The sequence below is a fragment of the Flavobacterium sp. 316 genome, from assembly GCF_000967805.1.
GTDB lineage: Bacteria > Bacteroidota > Bacteroidia > Flavobacteriales > Flavobacteriaceae > Flavobacterium > Flavobacterium sediminilitoris.
The window spans coordinates 17,214-34,231 of record NZ_JYGZ01000001.1 but is presented as its reverse complement, the minus strand read 5'-3'; the positions used below and the strand labels follow the sequence as shown (position 1 = coordinate 34,231).

Annotated in this window: 16 protein-coding genes; 4 read left to right on the top strand and 12 right to left on the bottom strand. The window is 28.2% G+C overall.

Features of this window, described 5'->3' with window-relative positions; all coding sequences use genetic code 11:
* Nucleotide 1: 1 nt before the first annotated feature.
* From miaA to SY27_RS00125, 8 genes are all read right to left on the bottom strand, one after another.
* Complete coding sequence (miaA, locus tag SY27_RS00160; RefSeq protein ID WP_045966322.1) at nucleotides 2–922, bottom strand: tRNA (adenosine(37)-N6)-dimethylallyltransferase MiaA; 921 nt, start codon at nucleotides 920–922, stop codon at nucleotides 2–4.
* Complete coding sequence (locus SY27_RS00155) at nucleotides 915–1,754, bottom strand: ion transporter (RefSeq protein WP_045966320.1); 840 nt, start codon at nucleotides 1,752–1,754, stop codon at nucleotides 915–917. Before SY27_RS00155 ends, miaA begins: the two co-directional genes overlap by 8 nt.
* 18 nt (nucleotides 1,755–1,772) lie before the next feature.
* Nucleotides 1,773–3,134 carry an exonuclease domain-containing protein gene (locus tag SY27_RS00150; RefSeq protein WP_045966318.1) on the bottom strand — a complete coding sequence of 454 codons (1,362 nt, stop codon included), beginning with the start codon at nucleotides 3,132–3,134 and terminating at the stop codon, nucleotides 1,773–1,775.
* 61 nt (nucleotides 3,135–3,195) lie between these two features.
* Complete coding sequence (locus SY27_RS00145) at nucleotides 3,196–3,861, bottom strand: YggS family pyridoxal phosphate-dependent enzyme (protein ID WP_045966316.1); 666 nt, start codon at nucleotides 3,859–3,861, stop codon at nucleotides 3,196–3,198.
* Nucleotides 3,862–3,956: 95 nt separating this feature from the next.
* Nucleotides 3,957–5,177, bottom strand: coding sequence for a DUF1015 domain-containing protein (locus SY27_RS00140; RefSeq protein ID WP_045966315.1), 1,221 nt, complete (start codon nucleotides 5,175–5,177; stop codon nucleotides 3,957–3,959).
* A 75-nt stretch (nucleotides 5,178–5,252) separates the two neighbouring features.
* Nucleotides 5,253–6,143: a 3-hydroxyacyl-CoA dehydrogenase family protein gene (locus tag SY27_RS00135; RefSeq protein ID WP_045966314.1), complete on the bottom strand. Its 891-nt coding sequence runs from the start codon at nucleotides 6,141–6,143 to the stop codon at nucleotides 5,253–5,255.
* Nucleotides 6,140–6,655 carry a mechanosensitive ion channel family protein gene (locus SY27_RS00130; protein WP_052705036.1) on the bottom strand — a complete coding sequence of 172 codons (516 nt, stop codon included), beginning with the start codon at nucleotides 6,653–6,655 and terminating at the stop codon, nucleotides 6,140–6,142. The genes SY27_RS00135 and SY27_RS00130 overlap by 4 nt, the downstream gene beginning before the upstream one ends.
* A 3-nt stretch (nucleotides 6,656–6,658) precedes the next feature.
* On the bottom strand, nucleotides 6,659–7,624 hold the full coding sequence (locus SY27_RS00125; RefSeq protein ID WP_045966313.1) for a Gfo/Idh/MocA family protein: 966 nt from the start codon (nucleotides 7,622–7,624) through the stop codon (nucleotides 6,659–6,661).
* A 99-nt stretch (nucleotides 7,625–7,723) separates the two neighbouring features.
* On the opposite strand from SY27_RS00125, the gene SY27_RS00120 reads away from it, so the two are divergent.
* Nucleotides 7,724–8,365 (top strand): protein-L-isoaspartate(D-aspartate) O-methyltransferase, encoded by a 642-nt coding sequence (locus SY27_RS00120; protein WP_045966312.1) that lies wholly within the window; start codon nucleotides 7,724–7,726, stop codon nucleotides 8,363–8,365.
* On the opposite strand, the gene smpB is transcribed toward SY27_RS00120, so the two are convergent.
* Nucleotides 8,362–8,814: an SsrA-binding protein SmpB gene (gene smpB / locus SY27_RS00115; RefSeq protein ID WP_045966311.1), complete on the bottom strand. Its 453-nt coding sequence runs from the start codon at nucleotides 8,812–8,814 to the stop codon at nucleotides 8,362–8,364. The two genes, SY27_RS00120 and smpB, sit on opposite strands and share 4 nt — an antisense overlap.
* Nucleotides 8,815–8,991: 177 nt before the next feature.
* Here smpB and SY27_RS00110 point away from each other — a divergent pair, with 177 nt between their 5' ends.
* Nucleotides 8,992–10,509 (top strand): S8 family serine peptidase, encoded by a 1,518-nt coding sequence (locus SY27_RS00110; RefSeq protein WP_045966309.1) that lies wholly within the window; start codon nucleotides 8,992–8,994, stop codon nucleotides 10,507–10,509.
* Nucleotides 10,510–10,705: 196 nt separating this feature from the next.
* Nucleotides 10,706–10,987, top strand: a complete 282-nt coding sequence (locus SY27_RS00105) for a hypothetical protein (protein ID WP_045966307.1) — start codon at nucleotides 10,706–10,708, stop codon at nucleotides 10,985–10,987.
* Between the two features lie 143 nt (nucleotides 10,988–11,130).
* On the opposite strand, the gene SY27_RS00100 is transcribed toward SY27_RS00105, so the two are convergent.
* Both SY27_RS00100 and SY27_RS00095 read right to left on the bottom strand, forming a co-directional pair.
* Nucleotides 11,131–13,446 (bottom strand): hypothetical protein, encoded by a 2,316-nt coding sequence (locus tag SY27_RS00100; RefSeq protein WP_045966305.1) that lies wholly within the window; start codon nucleotides 13,444–13,446, stop codon nucleotides 11,131–11,133.
* Complete coding sequence (locus SY27_RS00095) at nucleotides 13,406–14,437, bottom strand: hypothetical protein (protein WP_152640661.1); 1,032 nt, start codon at nucleotides 14,435–14,437, stop codon at nucleotides 13,406–13,408. The genes SY27_RS00100 and SY27_RS00095 overlap by 41 nt, the downstream gene beginning before the upstream one ends.
* 190 nt (nucleotides 14,438–14,627) lie before the next feature.
* Here SY27_RS00095 and SY27_RS00090 point away from each other — a divergent pair, with 190 nt between their 5' ends.
* The gene (locus SY27_RS00090; protein WP_045966301.1) at nucleotides 14,628–15,386 is read left to right on the top strand and encodes a DUF6263 family protein; all 759 of its coding nucleotides are present in this window, start codon (nucleotides 14,628–14,630) and stop codon (nucleotides 15,384–15,386) included.
* A 91-nt stretch (nucleotides 15,387–15,477) separates the two neighbouring features.
* Here SY27_RS00090 and SY27_RS00085 read toward each other — a convergent pair whose 3' ends face one another.
* The gene (locus tag SY27_RS00085; protein WP_045966299.1) at nucleotides 15,478–16,947 is read right to left on the bottom strand and encodes an aminoacyl-histidine dipeptidase; all 1,470 of its coding nucleotides are present in this window, start codon (nucleotides 16,945–16,947) and stop codon (nucleotides 15,478–15,480) included.
* Nucleotides 16,948–17,018: the final 71 nt, after the last annotated feature.

Genomic DNA, 17,018 nt, shown 5'->3' with positions numbered 1-17,018 from the left:
TTTATATTCTCGATTTTATATAGTCTGTAACTTCTTTTATATTCGTTTTATAATCAAACCATTTTGTGTTTTCTGTTCGCTTAAACCATGTAATTTGTCTTTTTGCAAAGCGTCGGGTATTCTTTTTAATTTCTTCAACAGCAAAATCTAAAGTAGTTTTTTTATCTAAAAATTCAAAAAGTTCCCTGTAACCAACAGTTTGTAATGCATTTAAATGTTTATTTGGAAATAGTTGAGTAGCTTCTCCTAATAATCCTTCCTTCATCATAATATCTACTCGTTGATTTATTCTATCATACATAATTTCTCTTTCCGCTTCTAATCCAATTATAATTGGGATGAAGTTTCTTTCATTTTTTCGTCTTCCAATGAAACTTGAATATGGTTTTCCTGTTCCAATACATACTTCAACAAAACGTTTCATACGTTGCGGATTTTGAAGTGTTTGTGGATTTTCATTTGAAATTTTAGTAAAATAGTCTATATCTAATTCCTTTAGTTTTTCTTGAAGATAAATTAATCCATACTGATCATATTTTTCATTTATTTCTGTTCTAACTGAAGTGTCTATTTCTGGGAATTCATCAAATCCTTTTAAAACAGCATCAACATATAATCCAGAACCTCCAATTAATATTTGAATATTATTTTCTTTAAAAAGTGCATTCAGTTTATTTAAAGCTTCTTCTTCAAAATCACCTACACTATAATTCTCAAAGATGGATTTGTTTTGTATAAAATGATGCTTTGCTGCTTTCAATTCGTCATCATTAGGAACAGCAGTGCCAATTTTCATTTCTTTGAAAAATTGACGACTATCACAAGATAAAATTTCGCAATTAAAATGTTGTGCTAACTTTATACTTAAAGCTGTTTTTCCTATGGCAGTTGGACCAATTATAGTAATTAAAAAATTAGTCATTTCTTAATGTATTTCCACAATTATAGCAGAATTCAGCGTCAGTATAATGATCCTCTGTTCCACAATTTGCACAAGGGTTTTTCTTATTGATTTCAGGATGCTTACGATTTGTTTTTGCCATTTCCGCAGTAACAATTCCTGTAGGAACAGCAATAATTCCGTAACCTAAAACCATTACAAAAGAAGCAACAAATTGACCAAGAGGAGTAACAGGAGAAATATCTCCATATCCAACAGTTGTTAAAGTAACAATAGTCCAATAAATACTTGTAGGTATACTTGTAAATCCACTTTCTGGACCTTCAATAACATACATAATTGAACCTATAAAAACAGTGCTAATTAATACAAAATAAATAAAAACTACAATTTTACCTCTACTAGCAAGCATAGCTTCTTTAAGATGCAATGATTGTCCTGTAAATTGAGGATGATTTAATATTTTGAATAATCGAATTAATCGAAATGCTCTTATTATGGTTAATACGCTTGTTCCTGTTAAAAATAATGACAAATACATAGGAAGCACTGCTATTAAATCAATAATTCCATAAAAGCTAAAAATATATTTGAATGGTTTGTTTATAGAAATAACTCGTAAAAAATATTCAATTGTAAAAAAAATAGTAATACTCCATTCTAAAAACACAACTTGATCATGATATTTCGTATCAAAACCTTGAACTGTTTCAAGCATTACTAATACAACACTTAAAAGAATTACGACTAATAGAAACAAATCGAAAAGTCTACCATAAACTGTGTTTGTACCATAGATTATGATATGTGCTTTTTGCCTAAATTTTTTAAATATTGATTTTTCGGACTTCATAGTACAAATTTAAAAAAATTAAAATGTTACTACTTTCATTACTTTTCGTTTTCTTAAATAACCTTGGATAATATTTTTAGTATCTCTGTTATTTTGCATTGGAATGATTAGCTTTTTCAAAATTTCTATATTATTAATTTGATAATTTAAACCATAAAAACAATAGCCTTTATACACTCCATTTTCAATTAATATTGCACTTCTCTCATCATGAGATCTTCCTTTGTCAATAATAATCATATTGTTGTTTAAAAAAGTATTTTGATCTATAAATTCATTTACTCTTTTATTATAATCTTCTGGTTTTTCTTTTTCAATACAAGCTCCAAAACAAGTTTTTACATCATATTGAAAACATCCTTTTTTAGTGTCATATAATCCATTTAGTTTTTGGCATAAATTATACTCTTCTGTTATTTTAAAAAGTGTTTTTCTTCCTTCTTGAAGAGAAGTAAATGAAGTGATTTCTTTTTTTCTGCCATCAAATTTGGAAATTTTTAAAATTATATAACCTTTAGAATCTTTTTCAGCATACAATGCCCATTGAAATAATGTTTTTCGTTGTGCTCTATTGTATATTGGTTTATTAATTTTAATTTCTTCACTTTCTTTTAAAAGAGCTACTAATTCATTTCCTGTTTCCTCAAAAGTTACAGTAAAGACTTCTCTTTGAATTTTTTTACTCTTAGGGCTAGTACCTGTGAAATGCTGGTTTACTCTCTTTTTTATGTTTTTACTTTTACCAATGTATATAACATCTCCTTTTTCATTATGAATATAATAGATACCTATTTTTGAAGGTAATGATTCAACTATATCAAGTAATTTTGGAAGAATTCCTGCTTTTACTTCTGTTTTTACATAACTTTTTACAATTTCTTTCTCACTATCTTTTGAAAGTAATAATCGAAAAAGTTTCATTGTTGCCATAGCATCTCCATTTGCTCTATGTCTATCAGCAATAGGAATTCCAAGTGAGCGAACCAATTTCCCAAGACTATATGAAGGCTGTTCTGGAATTAATTTTTTAGCCAATTCAATGGTGCAAAGTGTCGATTTTTTATACGTATAACCAAGTCTTCGGAATTCGGTACTTAAAATGCGATAGTCAAAAGCAGCATTATGAGCAACAAGTACACAACCTTCTGTAATTTCAATAATACGTTTTGCTACTTCATAAAACTTTGGTGCTGAACGAAGCATTGCATTATTTATTCCAGTTAATTTTACTACAAATGGCTGAATTGGTTTTTCAGGATTTACTAAACTAATGAACTGATCTACTATTTCATGTCCATCAAATTTATAGATGGCAATCTCAGTAATTCCTTCTTCGTTATATTGTCCACCTGTAGTTTCTATGTCGAGTATTGCGTACAAATTTAGTATTCAGTAATTAGTATAATTTAGTTAGAAGTGTTTATATTTTTCTTTATTTCTTCTATTTTCTGTGTCCAAATATACTACTTCCTATTCGAACCATAGTACTTCCGCATGAAATTGCCAACTGATAATCTCCAGACATTCCCATTGAGAGTATTTTTAGCTTTAAATTAGAGGTTTCGAATTGATTTTGTAAGGTATTAAAAATAGATTTTAAATGTAAAAACTCTTTTTTAATTTGATTTTGATTTTCTGTGAAAGTAGCCATTCCCATTAAACCAACTATTTTAATATTCTTAAAGTTTTTAAACTCTTCAGAAGATAGAATTTCTTCTAATTCCTTTTTGTCTAAACCAAATTTTGTTTCTTCTTCTGCTATGTGAATTTGAAGTAAACAATCAATAATTCTATTATTTTTTAATGCTTGTTTATTAATTTCTTTTAAAAGTTTAAAGCTGTCTATTCCATGTATCAAACTTACATAAGGAGCCATATATTTTACTTTATTGGTTTGAACATGACCTATCATGTGCCATTCAATATCTTTTGGCATTTCTTCATATTTATCGGTCATTTCTTGGATTTTATTTTCACCAAAAATACGCTGACCAGCTTCATAAGCTTCTTTTAAATCACTAATAGGTTTCGTTTTTGAAACAGCAACAAGAGTAACTTGCTCAGGAAGTGATGATTTTATATCGTTAAGATTAATTGCTATTGACATTTTATTTGTCTTTGTAAAATTTTAAGATTTGTGTATTCCTTTTTTGTGTTTAAGCTTATAAATATTAAAATGAAATTGAAGAATAAATCCTATTCTTACAATTCATAAACAATTAATCCACTTCTAAATTTTGGCTCAATATAGGTGCTTTTTGGAGGCATAATTAAATTATTATCTGCTAAAGTCTTAATTTCTGAAATATCTGAAGGATATAGCATAAATCCTACTTTATAGTTTCCCTCATCAATAACTTCTTTAATTGCTGTTATAGATTGTTTACCTGGAATATACTTTATTCTTTCATCATTACGTAAATCTTCAATTCCAAGAATGGGATTTAATATTGTATCATATAAAATTTGAGCATCTAAATTTTCTAAAAACGAATCGTTTTTAATTTTCTCATTCTTATAGAAAAGAGCATAGAAATTCCCATCTAAATACATTCCAAATTCAAACTTATTTTGTGGTTTCCATAATTCTTGTTCTTTAGTTTTAATAATAAAATGTTGGGCTATTTTTTTTAGAAAATCTTCTTTGGTGTAATTATTAAGATCTTTAATTATTCTATTAAATTCATAAATTTTCACATTACTTTCGGCAATTAAAAAACTCATGAAATAATCTAAATTTGGATTTCCTAAGTGCTTATCATCTTTATAGAGCATTTCAGCCGATGCAGAACGATGATGCCCGTCAGCAATATACAAATCTGGTATATTTTCAAAATGATCTGCTAACCAATCTATATCACTTTGGGTGTCTATTTTCCAAAGTGTATGTTTTTCCTTGTTTGTAGTTGAAAACTGACTAAGTGGTTCGTTTTGTTTTTTTAACAAAATCCATGTTGTTAATTCAATACTGTCAGGATATGTAATTAATACGGGTTCTGTGTTAAAACGTGTTTGATGCAAATAATTTTTAAACATTTCTACACGATACTCCAACGTGTCTTCATGTTTTTTAATATGATTATTTTGGTAATCTTTAATGGAAGTTCCTGCGATTATTCCTGTGAAAATTTTATTTTTAGTATTAATTTCATACAAGTAAAATGCTGGTCTTTCTTCTTGGATGAAAATGTTTTCATCTTTAAAATCTTTATATTTTAAGGCAACTCCTTTAAAACGTTTATCTAAGCTAATACTTTGTACATTGGCATAAGCAGGATTAATTACATGTAAAAAAGAATAAGGATTAAAGTTTAACCAAGCAGCAAGCTCAGCAGCACTATAATCTTCATAGTTTCTACAAGTAACAAGTCCTACTTTGTCAGGTGAAGGACGAACTGCTTTAAAAGGAATTATTTTAGCCATGTTTCAGTGATTAGTTAAAAGTGATTAGCAAAAGTTTATAACTCGTTACTAATCACTTTTAGCTGTTTCCTATTTTTACTTTGAAAATTGTTTTGATACTTTTTCTGCTTTTTTGCTTTCAGCATAGTCATAGAAACCCTCTCCAGATTTAATTCCTAATTTTCCTGCCATTACCATATTTACTAATAATGGACAAGGTGCATATTTTGGATTTTTAAATCCATCGTACATTACATTTAAGATAGACAAACAAACATCTAATCCAATAAAATCGGCTAATTGTAATGGTCCCATTGGATGTGCCATTCCTAATTTCATAACGGTATCAATTTCAGAAACTCCTGCAACACCATTATATAGGGTTTCAATCGCTTCATTTATCATTGGCATTAGAATTCTATTAGCTACAAATCCAGGATAATCATTTACTTCTGTTGGTATTTTTCCTAATTTAATTGATAATTCCATGATAATTTTAGTTACTTCATCAGATGTATTATAGCCACGGATAATTTCAACTAATTTCATAATTGGCACAGGGTTCATAAAATGCATTCCAATTACTCTTTCAGGATGCACTACTTGTGCTGCAATTTGTGTAATAGAAATGGAAGATGTGTTTGATGCTAAAATTACATTGTGATCACAAACATCACTTAATTGTTTAAAAATATTCATTTTTAAAGCTACGTTTTCTGTAGCAGCCTCAACTACTAAATCGCAACCTACAACACCATCTTTAATATCAGTATAAGTAATAATATTAGCAATAGTTTTATGTTTATCATCTTCTGTTATTACTCCTTTTGTAACCATTCTATCAAGGTTATTAGCAATGGTTGCCATTCCTTTTTCTAAAGATTTTTCAGAAATATCAATTAATTTTACAGTAAATCCAGATTGTGCAAATGTATGCGCAATTCCATTACCCATAGTTCCAGCTCCTATTACAGCTATTTGTTTCATTTTATGTTATTTTTAAAATTGGTAATAATTCCATTTGATAAAATAGAATTAGGGATTATTATTTTATTTTCAAATTCATCTAATAATACAGTATCATGAAGGTTTACTTCTAAGACTTTTCCTTTTTTTCCTTGAAACTCTATTAAATCATTAATTCTAAAAGGTTTAAAAATGAGTATAAATACTCCACTTACAATATTACTTAATGCTTGTTGCGATGCAAAACCTGCAATTAGTGTTGTAACTCCTGCACCAGCTAATAATGAATGTCCGTAGGTTTTTGTTATAGGTAAAGTCAATAAAGCCCAACCAAATCCTATTAGATAAATAATTGCTTTAAAAAGATGTTTAAAAAAATAGAAATTAGTAGGATCATTATTTAGAGTTGATGTTCTTCCGCTTAAATAATGATTTAAATAACGATCAAAAAGTAATGAAGCTATAATTGTTAAACCACAAATTATAGAAAATTCAATTAAAATTTCTGTATCGTTAAAAATCTTATTAAACATAAACTATTTGTTAAAACAATCAATGATTTGATAAGCAACTCGTAATGCTTCTGTACCATCTTCAAGGGTTACAATTGGAGTAGTATCATTATTGATAGCATCTGCAAAAGTTTCTAATTCATCTAAAATAGCATTATTTGCATTTACATTTGGATTATCAAAATAGATTTGTTTTTTTATACCTTCTGCATTTTGTAGAATCATATCAAAATCACCAGGAATTTCTGGAGCATCTTTCATTTTTACTACTTCACAGATTTTATCTAAATAATCAACCGATATATAAGCATCTTTTTGAAAAAAACGTGATTTACGCATGTTTTTCATAGAAATTCTACTAGACGTAATATTTGCGACACATCCATTTTCAAATTCGATACGAGCATTGGCAATATCTGGTGAATCGGAAATAACAGAAACACCACTTGCATTAATGCTCTTTACTTTTGATTTCACAACACTTAAAATAGCATCAATATCATGAATCATTAAATCTAAAACTACAGGAACATCTGTACCACGAGGATTAAACTCTGCTAAACGATGTGTTTCTATAAACATCGGATTTTGAATTTGATCTTTTACCGCTATAAATGCTGGATTAAATCGTTCTACATGACCTACTTGTCCTTTTACATTATGTTTTTTTGCTAACTCAATAATCTCTTCTGCTTCTTCAACAGTATTAGAAATGGGTTTTTCTAAAAAAACATGCTTACCTGCTTTTATAGCTTCTAAAGCACAATCATGATGTGATAAAGTTGGCGTAACAATATCAACTACATCAACTGCACTAATTAGCGCTGCAATGGAATCAAATTTTTTATAACCAAATTCTGCTTCTATTTTGATTGCGTTTTCTTCGAAAGGATCGTAAAACCCAACTAATTCATATTTTGAAGATTGATTTAATAATCGTAAATGTATTTTTCCTAAATGTCCAGCACCTAGAACACCAATTTTTAGCATAATAGAGTATTTTCAACAAAAATAGCAATAAATTGATAATTTATAATTGATATTTGATAATTAGTTTTCTATTTTTACCGAAAACTAACCTAGATTAAATTGAAAGATACATCCAAACACCAAGGTCTTAGAAATCAACTTGCTAAACAATTAGAGGAAAAAGGAATTATTGATAAAAATGTATTAGAAGCTATTAAAAAAATTCCACGTCATTTATTTTTAAATTCAAGTTTTGAGGATTTCGCATATTTAGACAAAGCTTTTCCTATTGGTGCTGGACAAACTATATCTCAACCTTATACTGTTGCTTTTCAAAGTCAATTATTAGAAGTGAAAAAGGAACATAAAATTTTAGAAATAGGCACAGGAAGCGGTTACCAAACCGCTGTTTTGTGTGTAATGGGTGCAAAAGTATTTTCTGTTGAAAGACAAAATGAACTTTTTAAAACAACATCATTATTACTTCCTAAATTAGGAATTAGACCAAAACATCTTTCTTTTGGAGATGGTTATAAAGGACTACCTCAATATGCTCCATTTGATAGTATAATTGTAACGGCTGGTGCTCCTTTTATACCCCAACCATTAATGGCTCAATTAAAAATAGGAGGAAAATTAGTTATTCCCTTAGGAGAAGACAATCAAATTATGACAATGTTAGTTCGTAAAAATGAGACACAATTTGAAAAACATGAATTTGGTGAGTTTCGTTTTGTTCCACTTTTAGAAGATAAGAATTAAAATGATTTTTTAATTCTGTCAATATCTCTTTTAGTATCTCTTTCTTTCATAGTCTCTCTTTTGTCGTAGTTTTTCTTTCCGCGACAAAGTGCCAAATCTAGTTTTGCTAATCCTTTTTCATTGGTAAATAAGCGTAAAGGAATAATTGTTAAGCCTTTATTATCACTATCTTTTTGAAGCTTTTTAAGTTCTTTTTTATTAAGAAGTAACTTCCTTTCACTTTTAGCCCTATGGTTATAGTGTGTACCATAAAGGTATTCTTCAATTGTAGCATTGATTATGAAAAGTTCATTATTATGAAATTCACAAAAACTTTCTGCGATTGATGCTTTACTCAAACGTATAGATTTTATTTCTGTACCAGTTAAAACAATTCCAGCAGTATATCTATCGATTATTTCATAATCAAATCTTGCTCTTTTGTTTAATATGTTAACCGTTTTTTGCATAAGATTACAAAAGTACTTAGAAAAATGTGATATCAAAATATCTTAATTGTTTTTACAGGACTATTATTTTTGTTTTATTAAATTATTATTATTTTACTTAAAAAACTATATATATATCATTACTGGATAGTATTTTTTTATATATTCGTAACAACAAACAATAAATAAACTATCAAAATGAAAAAAAATGTATTAAAAATCTGTAGTCTTGCAGTTTTAGGTTTATTTTTTTCATGTTCTGAAGAGAATTATGAAAAAGATTCAGTTTTAGAGTCTGAAAATCTTAATCAAGAATTATTAACAACCAAGCAAATTAATGATGGAATTAAAAGTACTTTAGAGCAAACAGGTCAGTTTTATTGGGAAGACGCATCATTACAAATGCTTTGGAGTGCCACTCAACATGGGTCAAATATTGTGACTATAGGCTATGGTAGTTCTCAAAATGATTTTGAAAAAGCATCTTCTAAAGCAATAGGAATTGAAGAAGAAATATTAAAAATCATTAGAGATAATGAAACTAGTTCTTCTGAGAAAACACTTATTTATAAAGATCCTGTTTTGAATATTATTGATGTAATCATAAAAGATCAAAGCACATTAGCTCTTTTAAGACAAAACAATCATGTAAGATATATAGAACCTGGAGATTATAAATTTTTCCAATTTGAGCAAGAGAATGGAACAAATAAAAGTTCAAGTTCTGGTTCTTCAGGATGTGGATATGAATCAGAATCTTTAAGTTCTTCTGATTATACAACAATCACACCTAACGCAAAAGTACCTTGGAATTTCTATAAACATAATATACCAACAGCTTGGAATACTAGTACAGGAGCAGGAATAACGATTGGTGTTATAGATTCAGGAGTTTCTCCAAATCAATCTCTATTAGGAAGTAATTTTAACAATGGGAGTTCATCTGGTAGATCAGTTCAAAAATATGGAACTTATGTAGATTCAGCTTGGCCATGGTCAACTTCAACAGATGGACCAAATGATAAATGTGGTCATGGAACAAGTATGACTGCTACTGCTACTGCACCTAGAAATAATAAAGGGCTACCTGTAGGTGTTGCTTATAATGCAAATTTAATTTCATACAGAGCGGCTTCAAATGTGGTTTTAGAAGGTTATCATGAACAAAAAGGAGTACAAAATGCATTTGTTGGTTTGGGTAATAATTCATCAGTTAAAATAATTTCAATGTCAATGGGACATATATTTTCTGTTGGTAGAATTGAAGATGGTGTTAGATATGCGAATAATAGAGGAAAATTAATATTTTGTGCAGGAGGAACTTCCACTAGCTTTACAAATTTTGTAGGAGTTATTTTTCCAGCTTGGATGAGTGAGACTGTAGCTGTTACAGGTATTAAAGAAGGTTCTGGATATAATAAATGTTCAAATTGCCATTCTGGAAGCACAATAGATTTTACAGTTGTTATGGAGCGTTCATCTTCAGGAAATAGCGCACCTGTTTTAAGTTATTATGAAAATCAAACAGATTATGTAGGAGGCTCTTCTGTAGCAACCGCTACTACTGCTGGTATTGCGGCTCTTGTATGGGCAAAAAATCCAAGTTGGACTAAAACACAAGTCTTAAATAAATTAAAACAATCAGCATCATTATATCCAAATAAAAATTCAGATTATGGATATGGAAATATAAACGCAGCTTTAGCAGTTCAATAAATTAAAAATACATTATTAATTCTTTTAAGAAACGGTTTAAAATATTTTAAACCGTTTTTTATGTTTATAAAAACAAATACAACTTATTATGTTTTACTAAAAATACCGTTAAATAGTTGTTTTTTAACTATTTTTTATATGATTTAATTGTTTTTTTTAATTACTTTTATGTTAATTAACCTAATTAATTTCTACTATGACTTTAGAATATCAAATAATAGACAAAGAATCTATTAGTTCTTTGCATTTTCCTAACACAGAAGTATTAAAGGATAAAGAAGAGGTGTATCAAAGGAAAAATGATCTTGACAGAGCTTTATCGTTAGGAAACTTAGAACATCTTAAGATAAAAATTTATTTTGAAGATGATGAAAGTATAAAAATGACAGAAACAACAATTTGGGGTGTAACTGATAATAGAATTATTTTAAAACAAGGTGTTGTTATTCCGCTTAATAGGATTCATAAAGTAATATAAAAATAGTAAAATTGAAAATTTACTCATAACCGTTTCACTTTCATTACTGATCCCGATAATTTATCTATTGAATTTTATGAAAAATAAGACCTCGTTTATAAAATTATAAACGAGGTCTTTACGTTTGTTATATGAGTTTTTTTTTACTTCTTAGCCTTAAAATAATCTTCAAAAGCTGTACATCCATAAATTAAATCTTCATAATAATTTGGATATTCATCTTTTAATTTTTTATAGGTTTTATTCAATTTAAAAATAGAATCGTTATATGCATTTTTCTCTCTATAATCAATGTTCGGACTCTCATTCATAATTTCGAAAGATTCGCATCGTCCTATCATTCGTAAACAAAGTGCTTTAAATTTATTATCTTTTGCATTTTTAAAAGCTAACTGATAATATTTTTTAGCCAAAAAGCCATTTCTAAATTCAGCCTCATCTTCAGGATAAGGTTCTACATCATAAGCAGAAACCCCAAAACGACGCATCATCCATGCATTACCATGAATAGTCATATTATAATAACAATTAGCCACTAGAAAATAGTAATAATCTTTATTGTTTGTCTTTTCTGCTTTTTCTATGTATTCAATCAGTTTTGCTGTTACTGTTTTTTTATTTAACTGAAAATTTTCTTTTTTCTTTATAAAATCGGGAGTATATTTTAATGTATAAAACGGATTTTCATCAAAATAATTACCATTATTATCCATTCTTTGCCATAAGCCATAATAATTATCCCATTGTTTATTATCTACTTTATTAAAATAAACTAATGCTTTCTCTAAATTATTTTTCCTAATGTATTGTGTTCCTACTAAATCATATAATCTAGGGATTTCATTTTTAATGAAACTATATTTCCAATTTGAAAAAGCATCTTTTGATTTACTATTTTCTTCAATATCTGCAATTAAACTTTTAACCTCATCAACTGAGTACATTACATTAATATATTGAAAATAATCATAAAAATAATCTACATAAGATCTTGTTTTGTTTTTTGACGATTTCCAAGTTACGTTACCTTGTAATGTTGAAAATAGTAACGCAGCATCAATTTTGTTTCCTTTATATTCTAATAGTCTTCCTATTGCAAAAATAAACTGAGAATTAGACTTGTTTTTTACTATTATATCATGAATTTCATTTGAAATTTTTGCGCTTCCTTGTTTTTCTTTAGAAACCAAACATAATGCTTTTGTAAGCTGTAATTGATTATATATTTGAGACTCTTTATCAAAGGATGTCTTCTCTAAATCTGAAATCTCTTTCAAACACGTTTCAAAATCTTCTGTTATAAATAACAATTGAACTTTTAAAACATTCCAATCTGTAGGATTACTTATTTTTTTAAGTTTTACTTTACTAGCAAATTCTAATACTTTTTTAGCATATTGCCTGTCTTTTGTAATTCTTGATTGGATAGCATTCAAAGAAAATTCGTTACTATATTTTTCGTTATCATTTAAACTGTTGACAGATGGATCATAAAGTGAGAAATAAGGTGTAAAAACCCAATCTTCGAGTTTATTTACTTCTCGCAATAACAAAAACGGCAATGTTACATTTGAAGCATCTAATTCAGATACTTTTTCGATATACTCTAAAGCTTGATCATGTTTCCTAATTGCTGCTAAAGCATATATATTTGCTTTTTCTTCATTAGTTTTAGCATAGGATAAGATGTTTTTTATAGCAATTGTTTTATCAAAAGTATAAAAAACAGCAAAACGTTTGTCAGGTGCATTTACAAAAACCTGAGCGGCATAATAGCTTTGTAACGCTTTGTTTGACTCTGTAATGGCTCTAAAATATAAACTCCAATAATAAACAAGATCTTTCTGTTTCGCATCTGAGAAATGAGAGTCAAATAATCGAACTATATCTTTTGTTTGTCCATTATAATAAGCTAATCGAATGGCTAAAAATGCATATCTTTTTTGTAATTCGGTATTTTTAACTTTTTGTGCTTGCTTTTCTGCTAACTGAATCATTTTTCCCCTTTCAGGAATCGAAACCGATTCATTTCTTTCCCAAGGATCATTATAAATAGCATTAAAAACTTCACATTGTTTTGCAAATTTTAAATATTCAAGAGCTTCTAAATCGTTTGTTAAATAAAAATATTGCAACATTTTATTTGCCGATTTATTATTGAATTGTTCCAAAGGAATACTATATACACACTCTTCAATAGCATCATAATTTACTTTACCTTTACAGTAGTTGTGCCAAAATACATTGTTTGGGTTTTCTTCACTTGTTCTAAACAATTCACTGTTAGGATAGAATAAATCTGACGAATAATCAAATTCGGAAAAACTATATAAAGCAAAATTATTAGGTTTTGAAAAGCAAAATCGGATGTCTTCTCCATAAGGATAAAATCCGCATGCAAAAACTGGAATAGAAAGACTATTCAGTAAAAAGAGAATAAAAACTAGAGATTTCTTCATTTGAATATTGTTTTAATTGTTCTTCATCAAGATGGAATAATGATATTGTTGTTTGTTTGTCAAAATTCACGTTTTTTTTGATAATTTCAATAGCTTTTTTTATTTCTTTTGCTGTGATCTCATCATATTTTATTTTATCACCTATTCGCAAATAAACATCTGCTATGGTTATATCTTTTGTAACTTCAAACCATAAAGGCTTTACTGGTTTTAAAATGGGTTTAATTTTTTCAAAATCAGTATAAATAACTTTAGTAAATTCATTATTCTGAAATAACTGCATCCATGAATAAACAGGTAAAGCTATATCTAAATGTAATGGATATTTTCTATTTTTGTTTAAATATTTACTCAATTCATTAGTATCTAAAATAGAGTTTTTAGATTTATCTTCTAATGGATTTATTAAATTGTAACACATTAATGTAGCTTTATCAACTGGAGGAATTCCCATTTTTTCAGGATATTTATAAGGATACAGACGAAGTGTACAACTTATCTTCTTCTTATAAATTTGCTTTAGTTTAGTTAAAAAATAAAAATAATTCTCTTTTGATTTAAGAGTCCAATCACAATCCATTTGAATTTCATTAATTTCTTCTACATCTCTTAAATGCTCTTCCTTCTTTTTATTGATTAAAAAAATAATATTATCTGCTAAAACATCAAGTTCTTCTTTTTTACTTTTCAGAAAAACTTCATTTCGAATATAAACACATGGAATGATTGAATAATTTTCTTTAGAATAAATAGACAAATTATTTTTTGAAACAGGAATATTTCCCATTAAATCATTGTGTTCTACTTCAAAAAACTTAACGTATAACTTGGATACATTTTGCGAATCAATAATTTTTTTTTCATTTTCTGATAAACGCCAATTATCAGATTTCCAATAATAAAAAGCATGTTCCACATTTTCAACCTTATTAGACTTAGAACACGATTGAAAAACTAAGATAAATAGGATTAATAATAAAGATTTTTTCATTTGAAGATAACCATTTTTAGTACAACGCAAATTCTGCATAAAATTATATTTCTTTGAGTTATTTTTAAACAAAAAATTAAAAATTAAACTAAATATTAAACATTCAAATAATGGTAATCTTCTTTATTGTTAAAAAAAATTATTTTCAATGTACTCGAAAATAGTATATTTACAATTAAAACAAATCTAAATGAAAGCAATTAAACAATTAACATTTTTCTCTGTAATCGCATTTTTTATTAGCTGTTCGCAAAATAAGGAAGAAATAATATTAACTCTTAATCAAAAAGTTGGTGATGAACAAACTATTGTTTCTGAGATAGAAACTAAAGGAAATGAACAGATGAGTATGAAAAGTACAGTAATAGCTCGTTTTAAAGTGTCTGCAAAAGATGCCAAAAATGTATATACCTATACTACTAATGTTCTTAATATTAAATCTGAAACTAAAATGTTTGGCGAAATTGAAGAATATGATTCAAACAAAGACGAATCTTTAATGACTAGTGATGAAAAAAGTATGCATTATGAATTTAAAAATGCTTTGGATTCAACATTTGAAATTCTTATTGATGAAAAAGGAAATATTGTAAAACCTTTTTATAATACAGATGGTAGTGGTTCTTCTGATGCTATTGTTGATATTAGCAACATTCAATTAGTGTTTCCTAAAGATAAAGTAACTATTAATAGCAAATGGGAAGATGAAAAAACAAACCCTTTAACAAAGACAAAAACAAAATCGACATACACAATTAAAGATATAACTGAAGATAAAATAATCATTTCAGTAAACGCTGTAATAGATGGAGTACCTGGATTATTAGAACAAAATAATGTTGCAGGTGAATATATTTTAAATAAGAAAGATTGTACTTTATTAAAAGGAACTTTAGAAATGAATTTACAAACAGGTGGAAAAGTGACTAATACCTATTATAAAAAGTAATTTATTCGCTAAGTAGTTTAATTACTTTCAAAATCCTAATAAAAAACCTCGTTCATTACAAACGAGGTTTTTATATACTACTCTCTCTTCTTTACTTATTTTTCTCCGGAATATTTGCCAAAATTTCTAATACAAATTTCCAATATTTTTGGGCAGAAGAAATACTTGCTCTTTCATCTGGACTGTGAGCTCCTTTTATAGTTGGTCCAAAAGAAATCATATCCATATCAGGATAATTAGTGCCTAAAATACCACATTCTAATCCTGCATGACAAGCAACAACATCTGCTTTTGTTCCATTTTGTTTTTCGTAAATTGAAGATAAAACATCTAAAATTTCAGAGTTAGCATTCGGTGTCCAACCAGGATAACTTCCTGAAAATTCTACTTCACAACCCATTAATTCAAATGCTGAACGCAATGAGTTTGCTAAATCAAACTTAGCTGTTTCAACAGACGAACGTGTTAAACACTGAATACTTAATTTTCCTTCTCCTACAATTACTTTTGCAATATTATTTGATGTTTCTACTAAGTTATCAAAATCAGCACTCATTCTATAAACTCCATTGTGAGCAGTGTACAAAGCACGTACTAAAAAGTATTGAGCCATAGGTGGCATCACTTTTTTAGGTGTTATAACCGATTTTTCAATTACAATTTGAAGATTTGGTTCTGTTGTTTTTAATTCTGTTTTTATTTCGTTGATAACATCTTGCATATCAAATACAAATGCTTCATCATATACATTAGCAATTACAACCTCAGCTACACTCTCTCTAGGAATTGCATTTCGTAAACTTCCACCATTAATCGAAGCTATTTGCAATCCGAAATCATCAAATCCATCAAATAACAAACGGTTCATGATCTTGTTTGCATTTCCTAAACCTTTATGAATATCCATTCCTGAATGTCCTCCATTCAATCCTTTTACAGTAATTGTATATCCAACCGCTCCTTCAGGAGTATCTTCTTCATCATATTCGGCAACAGCCGTTACATCTACTCCACCTGCACATCCTATATCTATTTCATCATCTTCTTCTGTGTCTAAATTCAATAAAATCTGACCTTCAAGCATTCCTCCTTGTAAGCCCATTGCTCCTGTCATTCCTGTTTCTTCATCAATAGTAAACAATGCTTCTATAGCTGGATGAGGAATATCTGTGCTTTCTAAAATAGCCATAATAGTAGCTACTCCTAATCCATTATCTGCTCCAAGTGTTGTCCCTTTTGCTCTAACCCAATCTCCATCTACATACATTTCAATACCCTGTGTATCAAAATCAAAAACAGTATCGTTATTTTTTTGATGTACCATATCTAAATGCGATTGCATTACTATGGTTTTTCTGTTTTCCATTCCTGATGTAGCTGGTTTTTTTATAATAACATTTCCAACATGATCTTTTATAGTTTTAAAGCCTAATTTTTGACCAAATTCCATCATAAAGGCAATTACTCGTTCTTCTTTTTTAGATGGACGTGGTACAGCATTTAAATCGGCAAATTTGTTCCAAAGGGCTTTTGGTTCAAGGTTTCTTACTTCTTGGCTCATTGTGTTTTATAGTTTCAAAAGTTATAAAGTGCCAAAGTTACAAAGTTTAAATTCTTTAATAAATGATTTCT

What these genes read in the sequence shown, in the direction of transcription:
- miaA (WP_045966322.1), bottom strand. Translation starts at nt 922, where the DNA reads ATGACTAATTTTTTAATTACTATAATTGGTCCAACTGCCATAGGAAAA.
- SY27_RS00155 (WP_045966320.1), bottom strand. Translation starts at nt 1,754, where the DNA reads ATGAAGTCCGAAAAATCAATATTTAAAAAATTTAGGCAAAAAGCACAT.
- SY27_RS00145 (WP_045966316.1), bottom strand. Translation starts at nt 3,861, where the DNA reads ATGTCAATAGCAATTAATCTTAACGATATAAAATCATCACTTCCTGAG.
- SY27_RS00140 (WP_045966315.1), bottom strand. Translation starts at nt 5,177, where the DNA reads ATGGCTAAAATAATTCCTTTTAAAGCAGTTCGTCCTTCACCTGACAAA.
- SY27_RS00135 (WP_045966314.1), bottom strand. Translation starts at nt 6,143, where the DNA reads ATGAAACAAATAGCTGTAATAGGAGCTGGAACTATGGGTAATGGAATT.
- SY27_RS00130 (WP_052705036.1), bottom strand. Translation starts at nt 6,655, where the DNA reads ATGTTTAATAAGATTTTTAACGATACAGAAATTTTAATTGAATTTTCT.
- SY27_RS00125 (WP_045966313.1), bottom strand. Translation starts at nt 7,624, where the DNA reads ATGCTAAAAATTGGTGTTCTAGGTGCTGGACATTTAGGAAAAATACAT.
- smpB (WP_045966311.1), bottom strand. Translation starts at nt 8,814, where the DNA reads ATGCAAAAAACGGTTAACATATTAAACAAAAGAGCAAGATTTGATTAT.
- SY27_RS00110 (WP_045966309.1), top strand. Translation starts at nt 8,992, where the DNA reads ATGAAAAAAAATGTATTAAAAATCTGTAGTCTTGCAGTTTTAGGTTTA.
- SY27_RS00105 (WP_045966307.1), top strand. Translation starts at nt 10,706, where the DNA reads ATGACTTTAGAATATCAAATAATAGACAAAGAATCTATTAGTTCTTTG.
- SY27_RS00100 (WP_045966305.1), bottom strand. Translation starts at nt 13,446, where the DNA reads ATGAAGAAATCTCTAGTTTTTATTCTCTTTTTACTGAATAGTCTTTCT.
- SY27_RS00095 (WP_152640661.1), bottom strand. Translation starts at nt 14,437, where the DNA reads ATGAAAAAATCTTTATTATTAATCCTATTTATCTTAGTTTTTCAATCG.
- SY27_RS00090 (WP_045966301.1), top strand. Translation starts at nt 14,628, where the DNA reads ATGAAAGCAATTAAACAATTAACATTTTTCTCTGTAATCGCATTTTTT.
- SY27_RS00085 (WP_045966299.1), bottom strand. Translation starts at nt 16,947, where the DNA reads ATGAGCCAAGAAGTAAGAAACCTTGAACCAAAAGCCCTTTGGAACAAA.